The sequence below is a fragment of the Stenotrophomonas sp. 169 genome (assembly GCF_014621775.1).
Taxonomy (GTDB): domain Bacteria; phylum Pseudomonadota; class Gammaproteobacteria; order Xanthomonadales; family Xanthomonadaceae; genus Stenotrophomonas.
Map to the genome: position 1 here is coordinate 3,221,372 of NZ_CP061204.1, position 12,350 is coordinate 3,233,721.

At 64.8% G+C, this 12,350-nt stretch carries 8 protein-coding genes and 1 pseudogene; 4 read left to right on the forward strand and 5 right to left on the reverse strand.

The annotated features are described in order from the left end of the window. Nucleotides 1-194: 194 nt before the first annotated feature. Nucleotides 195-1,106 carry a type II CAAX endopeptidase family protein gene (locus tag ICJ04_RS13965; RefSeq protein ID WP_188324818.1) on the reverse strand — a complete coding sequence of 304 codons (912 nt, stop codon included), beginning with the start codon at nt 1,104-1,106 and terminating at the stop codon, nt 195-197. 74 nt (nt 1,107-1,180) lie between these two features. Here ICJ04_RS13965 and ICJ04_RS13970 point away from each other — a divergent pair. Both ICJ04_RS13970 and ICJ04_RS13975 read left to right on the forward strand, forming a co-directional pair. Further along, nucleotides 1,181-1,599, forward strand: a pseudogene (locus tag ICJ04_RS13970) (IS30 family transposase); the annotation flags it as partial. Nucleotides 1,600-1,866: 267 nt separating this feature from the next. Beyond that, nucleotides 1,867-5,295: a response regulator gene (locus tag ICJ04_RS13975; protein WP_188324819.1), complete on the forward strand. Its 3,429-nt coding sequence runs from the start codon at nt 1,867-1,869 to the stop codon at nt 5,293-5,295. A gap of 118 nt (nt 5,296-5,413) precedes the next feature. Here ICJ04_RS13975 and ICJ04_RS13980 read toward each other — a convergent pair whose 3' ends face one another. Next, nucleotides 5,414-6,754: a S41 family peptidase gene (locus ICJ04_RS13980; protein ID WP_188324820.1), complete on the reverse strand. Its 1,341-nt coding sequence runs from the start codon at nt 6,752-6,754 to the stop codon at nt 5,414-5,416. A 198-nt stretch (nt 6,755-6,952) separates the two neighbouring features. Between ICJ04_RS13980 and ICJ04_RS13985 the strand changes: the two genes are divergently transcribed. Then, nucleotides 6,953-7,441 (forward strand): hypothetical protein, encoded by a 489-nt coding sequence (locus tag ICJ04_RS13985; protein ID WP_223202899.1) that lies wholly within the window; start codon nt 6,953-6,955, stop codon nt 7,439-7,441. 91 nt (nt 7,442-7,532) lie between these two features. Here the strand turns inward: ICJ04_RS13985 and ICJ04_RS13990 are convergent, their stop codons facing one another. After that, entirely contained in the window at nt 7,533-9,278 is a 1,746-nt protein-coding gene (locus tag ICJ04_RS13990; protein WP_188324822.1) for a hypothetical protein, read from the reverse strand. A gap of 109 nt (nt 9,279-9,387) precedes the next feature. On the opposite strand from ICJ04_RS13990, the gene ICJ04_RS13995 reads away from it, so the two are divergent. Beyond that, nucleotides 9,388-10,791, forward strand: coding sequence for a S41 family peptidase (locus ICJ04_RS13995; RefSeq protein ID WP_188324823.1), 1,404 nt, complete (start codon nt 9,388-9,390; stop codon nt 10,789-10,791). A 102-nt stretch (nt 10,792-10,893) separates the two neighbouring features. Here ICJ04_RS13995 and ICJ04_RS14000 read toward each other — a convergent pair whose 3' ends face one another. Continuing rightward, the gene (locus ICJ04_RS14000; protein ID WP_188324824.1) at nt 10,894-11,274 is read right to left on the reverse strand and encodes a YbjQ family protein; all 381 of its coding nucleotides are present in this window, start codon (nt 11,272-11,274) and stop codon (nt 10,894-10,896) included. Nucleotides 11,275-11,403: 129 nt separating this feature from the next. Continuing rightward, the gene (locus ICJ04_RS14005; RefSeq protein WP_223202900.1) at nt 11,404-12,312 is read right to left on the reverse strand and encodes a glycoside hydrolase family 43 protein; all 909 of its coding nucleotides are present in this window, start codon (nt 12,310-12,312) and stop codon (nt 11,404-11,406) included. Nucleotides 12,313-12,350 lie beyond the last annotated feature (38 nt).

Sequence of the window (12,350 nt, forward strand, 5' to 3'; positions counted from 1 at the left end):
AGAGCACGCAAGGCCTTCCCGATCAGCAAGGGCCCGGCCGCGGGTCGGTCGATACCGAGAAACCCCGTAGCGGAGCGTTGATCGGCCCACCGAGCGCTAGCAGACGCTCCATTGCTTGGTTGTCGCCGGTACGGCGCGAACCAGCATCCGATCGGCGAGGGCCCGGACGGGGCGATGCCGCCCGGGCAGTGGCGTTACCTGCTGGTCGGCGAGAAGTTCTGAGCTCCGCGCGTCTTTCGCCACTGGATCCACGCGATCGCGGCGACGAAGAAGACGCTGCACAGGTAACTGCCTTCCGGCCCATGCGCGCCACCGGTCAGGGTGTCGAGGCCTTGCGGGCGCAGCGCCACCAGCAGCGCCGGCAAGTGCGCATCGATGCCGGTGACGGGCAGTTCGAAGCCGGTCGCGAGCAACCAGTTCCACCCCGCGTGCCAGCCCATCACGCCCCAGATATTGCCGGTCCGCAGCGCCCAGGCGCAGGCGAACAGCGAGAACAGGAACGTGCCGAGCATGACCCGGGGCGGCTGGTGCGGACTGAAATGCAGGAAGCAGAAAACGAGCGACACCAGCAGCACTGCCACCGCGACATTGGTCTTGCGCGCCACCACCGACAGCATCCAGCCGCGGAAGATGACTTCCTCCACGCTCGCCTGGAACATGAAACTCAATAGGAGCAGACCGATGTGCAGCAGACTGACGGGCGACCGCCAAGCCTGCCCCAAGCCCGCCGCCTGCATGCCGCCAGCCATCCAGATCGCGACTACGACCAGCGCGATCGTGCCGATTCCAAAGGCCAGTCCGCGCAGGAACGTTTTCAGCGGCGCCGGACCGGTCAGCCCGATACTCGCCAGCGAGCGCCCTTCGACGAAGCATACCCAGGCGAGCACGGCCGCCAGCGTCGGCGCGAAGCCGATCCACAGCAGCGCATACAAGCCAGCGAGGCCGATCGGATCGCCGCGCGGCGTCGACCAATGCTGCGCCTGCATCCACCCGTCCAGCGCGATCACCGGTACCGCGTTGAACAGGATCATCAGAATCGGCGTCAGCCAAGCCCAGGGCAGCCAGCCGCGCGCCGGATCGGGCGAATACAGGGCAACGGGGGTCATGCGGGGCTCCATGTCGACGTGATCGCCGCTGCAAGTTGCCGTCCGCGCGGGGGCGTAGCAACCCGTTTCCCGCGCTGGCGAGACGGGTAGCGGGCAAGCTGCAGCAGCAGTGGTCGCCCGAACAGATCGCTGGCTGGCTCAAGCGGACTTACCCGGACGATCCGAGCTGCCAGGTCTCACACGAGACGATCTATCGCACGCTCGTCATCCAGTCGCGCGGTGCCCGGAAAAGGAGCTGCTGGCGCATTTGCGGCGGACACGCGCGATCCGCCGGTCGCGCCACCGCACCCAGAAGACGGCGGACCACGGCCGCACCAGCCTCGCCACGGACATCCAGGTCTACTTCTGCGACCCGTAGCATCCTTGGCAGCGCGGCTCGAACGAAAACACGAACGGGCTGCTGTGTCAGTACTTCCCGAAAGGCGTTGATCTGTCGAGCTTCTCCCAAGCCAAGCTCAACAGCGTGACCAGGCAACTAAACGAGACACCACGCAATCAGGATGACCTGAGCGCTTCCACACCCCTCTCGCTTGATCACGCCCGCCAATCCAATTCCGTTGATCGCCGTCTCTGTCCGAGAGCAGATGTTTGTCTGATCAGTCCCACATGCCTGATCGAACCATGCCGTCGATCCCCCACCATCACCCGGCAACCAACCGCACCGCAAACCCAGCTCGACAACCCCGCCCCAACCCAGCCACCGGTCACCCACCCCACCGTGCTAATCTGAACGGTTGCATCCGCCGCCCCTTGCCACGCCATGCCCTCCTCGCCCAAACCCCGTGCAGCCATCCAGACCGGAACTGCCTCCCGCACGCTGTGGCCGCTGTTGGCGGTCATGGTGTTCTTCCTCGCCAGCGGGTTCCTGGCGGTCAAGAACATCCACACCATCCGCGAGGGCAGCGCGCTGGTGATCCGCTCCCAGGAGACGATGACCGCTTTGGCGGATGTCCTCTCATCGGTGCAGGATGCCGAAACCGGCCAACGCGGCTATCTGCTCACCGGCGATGACAACTACCTCGAGCCTTACCGGGCCGCATTGGGTGTGGCCAGCACGCGATTGGAGGCGGTAAAGGAAGCCTTGGCCGATGACCCGGCGCAACGGGACCGGCTCAAGTTGTTGGCCCGCAGGGTGCAGGACAAGCTGGACGAACTGCACGAGACGATCGAAGTGCGTCGCACGCAGGGGCTGGAGCCCACGCTCGCCGTGGTCGGCTCCAACCGCGGCAAGGCGGCCATGGATGACATCCGTGCGCGCTTGGCCGCCATGGGCGCAGTCGAACTGGACAAGCGCGCCCGGCGATTGGAAGAGATGGAATCTGCCTACAGCGCAGCGCTGAGCTCGGGTGCGGCAAGCGCCGTGCTGGGCATTGTGCTGACGATCTTCATCGCCTTCCTGCTCCGCCGCCATACGCGGGCACGCGAGCGCGATGCCTGGCTGCAGCGGGGCCGGCTGGAGCTGGCCACCGCCACCGGTGGCGACCTGGACAGCGTCGCACTGGCACGCGCCAGCCTCGGCTTCCTGACGCGCTTCACCGGCGCAGAGGCCGGCATGCTGTTCGAACCGGCAACCACGGGCTTCCGCCAGATCGGCGCGGTGGGCGCCGCGTCCTCCCCCGACGGCGCCAACGTGCAGCGTGACCGCGGCAGCCTGCTCGGTCGTGCGGTGGATGAGAAGCGCGTCCTGGTGGTCTCGGATGTGCCGCCGGGCTACTTCACGGTGGGCTCGGGTCTTGGGCAGGCGCAGCCGCGCCACCTGGTCATCGCTCCGAGCATCCACGAAGGCGAGGTGAGCGGGGTCATCGAGCTGGGCTTCTTCAGTGCGGTACCGGCAGAGGTCGTCGAACTGCTTGAACTGGCCTCCGCCGACATGGCGGTCGCCTTGCGGTCAGCGGCCTACCGGGCAAGGCTTTCCGAGCTGTTGGCGCAGACGCAGCGGCAGACCGAAGCGCTGCAGGTGCAGAGCGAGGAGCTGAAAGTTTCCAACGAGGAACTCGAGGAGCAGAGCCGTGCCCTGCGCGGCAGCCAGCACGAGCTGGAGGAACAGCAGGCCGAGCTGGAGCAGACCAACAGCCAGCTCTTCGACCAGTCACAACAACTCGAGGAAGAGCGCGACAAACTCGCGCGCGCCAACGCCGCCATCCTGGCCGAGTCGCACAAGGTGCAGCGTGCCAGCCAGTACAAGTCGGAGTTCCTGGCCAACATGTCGCACGAGCTGCGCACGCCACTCAACTCCGCGCTCATTCTGTCCAAGCTGCTGGGAGATAACCGCGATGGCAACCTCACCGCAGAGCAGGTGAAGTTCGCGCGGACCATCCACTCCTCCGGCACGGACCTGCTCGTCCTCATCAACGAAATTCTCGATCTGTCCAAGATCGAGGCCGGGCACATCGAGGTGCATGCCGAGCGCTTCGGCGTAGAGAAGCTGCTGTCCGGCATCGCAGCCCTGCTCGGCCCTGTGGCCAGTGAGAAGGGCCTGACGTTGGACGTACTGATGACAGCCGACTGCCCACCGGTGATCGAATCCGATCGCCAGCGCATCGAGCAGATCCTCAAGAACCTGCTGTCCAATGCCTTGAAGTTCACCGAACAGGGCGGCGTGACAGTCTCCGCTTCGGCCAGCGGCGATGGCCACATCGTGTTCTCTGTGACCGACACCGGCATCGGCATCGCACCCGAGCAGCAGACGCGCATCTTCGAGGCGTTCCAGCAGGCTGATGGATCGATCAGCCGTCGCTACGGCGGAACGGGCCTGGGGCTTTCCATTTCGCAGGAGCTTGCACGTCTGCTGGGCGGCGACATCACCGTGGAGAGCGAGCCGGGCAAGGGCAGCTGCTTCCGGCTGGTCGTTGCCACCCGGTTGGCGACCGCAGCGCGCCCTGCTGTCTCCGTAGCGGTCACGGCCGCAGCATCCGCTCGCGCCACGTACGTTGCCAACACCCCGGCGGCGACGCCGGAGCCGCGTCCGACCAGCGGCGGAGGTCACAGAGCCGACAGCACTGAGCGCGGCTTGATCCTGATCGTCGAGGACGACATCGCCTTCGGGCAGATCGTCAGCGACCTGGCGACCGAGATGGGCTTCCGCGCGCGCGTGGCGCAGACGGCAGGCGAAGCGTTGGCGGCTGCGCGCGCAGAGCCGCCGCATGCCATCGTGCTGGACGTCGGCCTGCCCGACCAATCGGGTCTGTCCGTGCTGGACGTGCTCAAGCGCGATATGCATACGAGGCATATCCCCATCCACGTGGTGTCCGCGCTGGATCATTCGCGCAAGGCGCTGTCGCTGGGCGCGGTGGGCTTCCTGGGCAAGCCTGCCACCCGCGATGAGCTCGCCGATGTGCTCCTGTCTCTGGAGCGCCGCCTTTCACTGCGTCCGCGCCTGGTACTGGTGGTTGAAGATGACGCCGTCCAGCTGGATGCCGTGCGCGAGCTGCTGGCCTTGGCGGATGTGCAAACGATCGGTGCGCGTTCGGCGGCGGAGTGCCTCCAGGCGCTGGGCGAACATTCCTTCGACTGCATGGTGCTGGACCTGACACTCTCCGATGCGTCGGGATTCGAGTTGCTGGAGATGCTCAGCGCGCAGAGCGCAGAGGCCCTGCCCCCGATCATCGTCTATACCGGCAGGGTGTTGTCGACCGCCGAAGAGGTGCGACTGGGCCGCTACTCCCGCTCCATCATCATCAAGGGCGCGCGCTCACCCGAACGTCTGCTCGATGAGGTGACGCTGTTCCTGCACCAGGTGGTCAGCGAGTTGCCGGAATCCAAACAGGGCATGCTCCGCACCGCGCAGCACCGGGACACTGCATTGGAAGGACGCCGCGTGTTGATCGTGGAGGACGACGTCCGCAACATCTATGCACTGATGAACGTGCTTGAGCCTCACGGTTGCAAGGTCACCATCGCGCGCAACGGCCAGGAGGCCATCGATGTCCTGACCGCTGCCGTCACCGGTCCTGCGCCCATTGAACTGGTGCTGATGGACATCATGATGCCGGTCAAGGATGGCCTGACCGCGAGCCGTGAGATACGCCAGGACGGGCGCTTCGACACATTGCCGATCATCGCCCTGACCGCCAAGGCGATGCCCGACGACCAGCAGCAATGCATCCAGGCCGGTGCGAACGACTACGTAGCCAAGCCGCTGGACGTGGACAAGCTGGTGTCGTTGATCCGGGTCTGGCTGACGGCCTGACCCGGCGAGCGCATCGTCCCCCCGCTGCGGATTCGGAAGAAACGATGCTGGCATCCTGCTGGCGCCTACGTCACAGCGATCAGCGCGCCGAACGCTGCGGCTGAGATACGCCACGCGTTCAGCGCATCGAGCGCAGCCACGCTGCGGCAACTTCAACGGCGTCCTGATCACGGGGCACCAGATGCTCAGGCTCGATGCCTTGGGGGTAGGCTTCACCATCACGGTCGAGCATTGCCCCGACGGTCAACCGAAGCATGCCGCCATCTGGAAGCGGGAAGCCACGATTGGACGTCGCGAGCCCTGCTGTGGTCTGCCCAAAGAACCGGGTTCCGGGACGTGCCCTGAACGCCACGGCGATGGCCTCCCCGGAGCTCGCCGTCTTAGGCCCCACCAGCACGGCCACGGGACTACGGGAGAGGTCCACACTGCATCCAGGCGTGGGCCGCGAGCGCCAGCGTGTCACGGCACCGTCCCGATTGCGGAATGCTCCCGCATCGTGGGACCCCAGCAAGGAATGCAGCCCGTTGAGCATGGGCCACATGTTGCCGCCCGTGTCCTGACGAAGATCGAGGATCCAGCCCTTTGATGAGGCTGGCGCGAGTGTGGTGATCCGCTCGCAGAGCTCTGCGGTAAATGTGGCACCGGCGCCCGCATTGTTTCCACGCAGGCCGGGCACCAGCACGTAGCCGATATCCTGCATCAACCTGGACTCGATGGGCCTGCTCGCAACCGCGCTCTGGCGGTAAGCGAGGGCCTCCCGTGGCATCTGAAGCAGGCTGTGGCGATCTGCCAAGGCATCCAGCACCTTGCGCAGCCTGCTATACGCCTCCTGCGCAGGAAGATCCTTCAGCTCCGGCGACAGCTGGACAGTCTCTTTGGCAGACCTATCGACGTTACCCGCGTTCAGTGCCTCGGCGCGAATGATGGGAAGCGCGTACGCCAGCATGTCATTAGCGGTAATCCCGGCCGAACTCACTGCCTCCTGCGTCAACCTGAGATTCTCCACTTCCACGTGCCCGACGCTGTTCAATGTCACGCCGAACTTGAGGCGGGTCGTGCCGACCGGCACATAGAGCAGCACCTCGCGCGCGAGTGGCCCCTCATGGGCGCGAACGGGTTCACGCCCCGAGTTGGCGAAACCCAACCGTCCATCGGGACCATCTGCACGAATCCAGATCGCGGCTTGACCCCTCCCTTGAGTAACCGTGAGATTGCCGGCCAAGCGAATTTCCCTTCCGCGAAAAGGACCAGCGTCCAACGAGGCAACCGCGCCGACGAAGGAATGCTCACCCGTTGATTCGGCGGACAGGGCGACCGCTGCGCCACTCGTGCCGAGAACGTCCCCCGATCCCGTGGTGATCGAATAAGTACTGGTACCTTCCCAGATCGTCGCTGCCTGCGCATCCGAGCTGAAGAGCGCCATGGCGAGAAGAACCGCTGTGCCACGCATAGTCAACATCCATGTTCACCTTGAACCACGATCCTAGTCCAGGCACATTGCACCGACAAGGCGACATGCGGACGCAAGGCCGGTGATGTTCCCGGCGTGGTTCGAGCGCTGACGATGATGTCCACGACGCTGTAGCACGCAGGCGTTGCTGCACGCAGTACTCATCGCAGATCATGACCGACCACGCCATGACTAATGGAGAAGGCTGTGAAAGGACTCTTGCTCAATAGTGCAATCTCGCTGACCGCCGTGGGCATCTCGTTGTTCGCTCTGCATCGGGCGGATCAGGCAAACGACCCGGCTCGCGTCATAGAAGCCCGAGGCTTGATCGTCAGGGACGCATCAGGCGTATCGCGCGTGGAGATAGGTGCGCCTGTAAACGGCCCCATGATCCTGGGCAAAAGAGAAGAGCGTGTGGCGCCTGCATCCGGCATCCTGCTGAACGGCCCGGACGGGAATGAGCGCGGAGGCTACCTCACCGTTGACCTCGGCGACGAGGCAGTGCTGACGCTGGACGGCGCAGGGAACGGCAAAGAAGTCTTCAAGGTAGTGGCGAACGAGAATGCGGGTGCATCCTTGTTTGTCATTCATCAGAACGACTCCGCCGCCATGCTGACGACGTACCAAGGGAAGCCGGAACTTCGATTCATCGAGCAGGATGGCCGGGTGAGTCTCTCGCAAAAAGGCGCAGAGTGACGCGACAGTACGGCACAGCGTGTCAGCCCGCTGACGGCCGCTCAGGCCGCCAGCAGGCACCACGCCACGGAACGCACGTCCATCCCAGCCATCAGGGATAGATCGGGAAAGTCCACTGGACGGGGATCGACGTCCACCGGTAGTGCCGCACCTGCAGTCGGGCAATCGGCCGGGGCGTCGCGATTTCAGTACGGATGGGCAACGTGCTGTTCTCCCAGGCCAAGGGCAGCTCGGCGAGCCGAGTGGGCTGCGCGGCTTTCAGCGGAGCGACCGATATCTGTTCGGATGGCATCACGTTGCCGTCCGCATCGAGTGGCACGACCACCGTGTACAGACCCGTTTTCTGTTTCCAGGTCTGCCGTCCCTGCACCAGCGTCACACGGTGGGCAGAGGGACTCAGCAGCGTTGCATCGGGATTGCGCGTAGCAATCGCGCCTGCCTCAAGGGTCTCCGACGTATCGAAGGCGTAGACCTCGGCATCCACCGACATGCGTACGGCTTCCACCTGCCCCAACAGCGCGCGCGGAGCACCGAGCGGCAGGTGGAACGGGAAGCTCAGCTCGTTCTGAGCGGCCGAGTACCTCTCTGACAAGAACAAGGTCGGCGTAACAAGCTGGGCTTCAAGGCCGATGATCGGTGCCGCCTGTGCGTCCAACATCTCAACGGTATGCAGCCGCGACATCAGCATGGGCTCGTGCTCGCTTCGACGCGCGCCTGCAGGGGCGGTGGCGGGCATGCGCGCACCGATGGCCAACCACCGTCCACTGCCGGTCTCTGCAGGGATCCACAGCGACCCCATGTGCGGCGCCAGTGCGGGAAGTACCTCCGCACCGACCATATAGCCCTCCAGCGCACCCAATGGCGCAGGATGGTGGGTATACGCAGACGACGCCGGGGACGGCGCGCTGAAGGGCGGCCTGGCAAGCTGCTGATTGATCTGTTCGACATAGCTGACGTAGCTCTCCACCTCGTCCGCCATCTGCAGCATCAGGTCATGGCGCATGTCGGCCAGATGGACACGATGACGGGTCGCCGGCGTTCGCTTGCTGCCCGGAAGGTTTACTTCCATGCGCAGCTCGATCGGCATGCCATCAACGCGCTGTACCACCATTCGCCCGTCGCCGTACGCGCCCGCGCCGTCGAGTGTCATGCCCATCAACACCGCCGTGTCCGTCACCTCGATGACGCGCAGCGTGGTCTTCAGGTTGCCGTAGGGCTCGATACGTTGCCAGCCGCTGATGCGGTCACCGACGGCCACCAGTGCAGGCAGCGGCACCGGGCGCAGGCCGGGTGCCTGATACATTGCCAGCAGCGCGCCAGCCTCGTTGGGCGATGTCTTCGTCAGCACCGACCAAGCGTGCTGGTCCATTGCACGCAGCGGCCCCGGCTCACCCTCTTTAGTCAGCGGCGCAGCAAACCCGTCGGTCAGTACATCGAGAACTTCGTCGTCCGTGCCTGGTTGCAGATCCAACAGATAACGCGTCACGCCCGACGCGTCGACCTGCCGCGTCCAGAGGGGAGCCAGCTCCAGCTGCGCAGATCCGCGACGTGAAGCATGCAGGTCTGCGCGGTAATAGCCGATGTTGGAGACCTCACCATCCTCGGCGGCCTCACTGCTGATCGTATGGCTGACGTAGTACACCGCCGGCCCTTCGAGGCTGTGCTGCGCTGCCAATGCCGGCGTTACACCAACAACCGCCAGCACCACCATCATCGCGGTGCTGAGAAAATGTCGCACTACATCCATCTGCACTGCTTTCCTGAAATCACTGACAACGCGGAAGTGTAGCAACGCAGGCCTCAGCCGCATCCGGTGCGCTGGCAGCCGCGCTGACATGGACGCCCGGCACGGCTTTCATCGCATCCTCCACTCGCCGGAGCTGCAGCAAGAGGAGCCGCGACGGCAGTAGACTGAGCGCTCTGCCAAGGACGGAATGGGTTGCAGCATGCGCGCGCACAAGCACTCCAATGGGCAACGCCGCAGCCTGCTGCGAAGGGTAATGATGTTGGCCGTTGCGGTAGCCACACTGCTCGTGCTCTGCGTCGCTGTCTGGATCGCATGGACGGTACCGAAGCCGTGGCGCACGGGCATAGCCAACGTCGGTGCGCCGTGCACTCAGAGCTTCGCCGGCAGCCCGGAATCCGCACGCGGCGCGGTGATACGCGTTGTGTCCGAACCAGGAGAGATCTGCGGCTACGCGTACGCACTGCGCCCAGAGGCAGGCGACGCCAGCCAGTACGTGCTCGACGTGGATACGGGCAGCGTGGACGATTCGACGACGCTGTTGGTATCACTGGCGTCCTACGACGGCTGGCGGCGACTTGATCGAGTTCGTCGCCGGATCGAGGGGCCTGCCGACCTGAAAGGCCTGAGGCTGGCCGTTGAGCATTCGCCGCGTACGACGCGCGTGGAGGTCGTTACCTCGGTGCGCGGCGGCGGCGCGTATGCACTGCAGGGCGTCACCGTGCATCCTTCGACTACCCCCGTTGCGCCGGGCATTGCGCTGTACCGCGAGGCGATGGACGTCATCGCCGACAATGCACTCAACGCCGCGAAACTCCCCGATGACTTCCGCACACAGTGGCAGCCCCGTGAGGATGCGACGTCCGGTGAGGCACAGCGCGCCATTCGCCAAGTGCTGAGAGCGTTGGGCGACCGGCACAGCGTTCTGCTGGACCCCGATCGTCTAGCGGCGCTGCCGCAGCAAGAACACGCGGTGTTCAAGCCCGCGACGTGGAAACTGCTCGATAGTGGCATCGGCTCCATCCAGGTACCGGGCTTCCTCGGTAGCGACCGTGCGCTTCGAGCGCGCTACACCGCGTCGATAACCGATGCGTTGCAGGCTGGAACCCGCGCAGGGGTACACGCGTGGGTCGTCGATCTTCGGGAGAACCGGGGCGGCAACATGTGGCCGATGTTGGACGGGTTGGAGCCCTTGCTGCGGGGCCAGACGCTGGGCTGGTTCCAGCGGCGGGATGGCAGCCGTACCGCGTGGCGCAACCGCATGACCGAGCATGCTGCACAGGTAAGCGATCTTGGCCGGCTACCTGTCGCGGTGCTCAGCTCCCATCACACCACCAGTTCGGGCGAAGCGGTGGTGCTTGCGTTCCGCGGCCGGCCCCGCACGCGCAGCTTCGGTACGCCCACCCATGGTCTTTCAACCGGCAACGCGGGCTTTACGCTGCAGGATGGGACGGTATTGCAGCTGACCACGACAACGTTCGTAGACCGAACCGGGCAGGCCCATGGCGGACCGATCGAGCCCGACGAGCGCGTTGATTCCTTGCCGCTGATGGATGACGCGGAAGTAGAGGCGGCGCGCTGGTTACGGCGGCAGCGCCTGCCCTGAAGGAAACATCACGACCGGCGTTATCTAGAACAACCGACCCTGCCTGATCGGTGCCCAAGCCGCCCGCACCTCCAGCCGCGGTCCAGAGGCCCGCATGGCCTGTCAGCGACTGGGCTCCACCACCACGGCCGTGCCATAGCACAGCACCTCGGTCAGCCCGGTCATGATGTCGGTGGCGTCGTAGCGCATGGCGATAACCGCATTACCGCCCAGAACGCGCGCGTGCTTGACCATGTCCCGATACGTTTCTTCGCGGGCCTGCTCGCACAGTTCGGTATAGATGGTGATGTTGCCGCCGAACAGGGTCTGGATGCCCCCCAGGAAGTTGCCGACGATGGAGCGCGAGCGCACGGTGATGCCGCGCACCACGCCGAGGTTGCGCACCACGCGGAAGCCCGGCAGCTCCAGCGCGGTGGTGACCATGGAATCATCCAGCAGGTGGCCGGTGGAAGGACGCGCTGCGCTGTTGTACGGATCGGCCATGGTGGCGGTTGCCTGTGGTCAGGTGGGAAAGCAGAAGGGTCGATCGGCATAGTGGACTGAACGCGCCACGCCCGCCACGCCGCTCACCCTGTGCGCTCGACCGCCCACGCCAGCGCCCTGTCCATCCTGTCACTTCAGCGGATGTGCCTTGACCCCTTCGTGCGTGATCTTCACCGGCAGGATGTGCCCCTGCGCGTCGAACGACATGCGCTCGATTGCCGTCGCGCGGTGGTGGCGGCTGGTCTCACCCAATGGGCGACGGTGGTAGACGATGTACCAGTCTTCGCTGCCCGGCGCATGGATCACCGAGTGGTGGCCGGCGCTGGTGGCGATGGCCGGATCCTGCTGCAGTATCGTGCCGATACGCTTGAACGGACCGGTGGGTGTATCGGCGATGGCGTAGGCCACCGCATAGTCCGGCTCCCCCCATCCGCCTTCGGACCACATGTAGTAATAGCGTCCATCTCGCTTGAACATCAGCGAGCCCTCCACGTATTCCGGCGCGGGGGTTATTTCCTTGTACAGCGTCCCATCCGGCAACGGCTGCAGACCGCTGAGATCGTCCTTCAAGCGCACGATGTTGGCGTGTTTCCAGCCGCCGTAAATCAGGTACCACGTGCCATCGTCATCCTTGAAGACGAACTGGTCGATCGGTTGTGCGCCGTTATGGAAAGTACCGATCAGCGGCTTGCCCAGATGGTCGCGAAACGGGCCTTCCGGCTTGTCCGCCACGGCGACCCCGATGCCGCCGACTTCGTCATCGTTCTTGATGTCATTGGCGGAAAAGAAGAAGTAGTACTTGCCGTCCTTTTCCACCACCGACGGTGCCCACAGCGCCTCTTTGGCCCAGCTGATGGCTTCAATCTTCAATACGGCGGAATGCTTGGTCCAGGTCACCAGGTCCGGCGAGGAAAACGCATCGAAGAACACCTGTTCCGCGTAGGGGCGCGAGGTGGTGGGATAGATCCAATAGGTATTGTCGAACACTGCGGCTTCTGGATCGGCGTACCAGCCGGGCAGGATGGGATTGCCAGACATCGCGTTCGTGCTGTCTTGACCCGCAGGCGCTGCGAGCG

Excerpts from the sequence above, each read along its gene's own strand:
- ICJ04_RS14000 (WP_188324824.1), bottom strand. The coding sequence starts at position 11,274 with ATGGCCGATCCGTACAACAGCGCAGCGCGTCCTTCCACCGGCCACCTG.
- ICJ04_RS13990 (WP_188324822.1), bottom strand. The coding sequence starts at position 9,278 with ATGTCAGCGCGGCTGCCAGCGCACCGGATGCGGCTGAGGCCTGCGTTG.
- ICJ04_RS13975 (WP_188324819.1), top strand. The coding sequence starts at position 1,867 with ATGCCCTCCTCGCCCAAACCCCGTGCAGCCATCCAGACCGGAACTGCC.
- ICJ04_RS13980 (WP_188324820.1), bottom strand. The coding sequence starts at position 6,754 with ATGTTGACTATGCGTGGCACAGCGGTTCTTCTCGCCATGGCGCTCTTC.
- ICJ04_RS14005 (WP_223202900.1), bottom strand. The coding sequence starts at position 12,312 with ATGTCTGGCAATCCCATCCTGCCCGGCTGGTACGCCGATCCAGAAGCC.
- ICJ04_RS13965 (WP_188324818.1), bottom strand. The coding sequence starts at position 1,106 with ATGACCCCCGTTGCCCTGTATTCGCCCGATCCGGCGCGCGGCTGGCTG.
- ICJ04_RS13995 (WP_188324823.1), top strand. The coding sequence starts at position 9,388 with ATGCGCGCGCACAAGCACTCCAATGGGCAACGCCGCAGCCTGCTGCGA.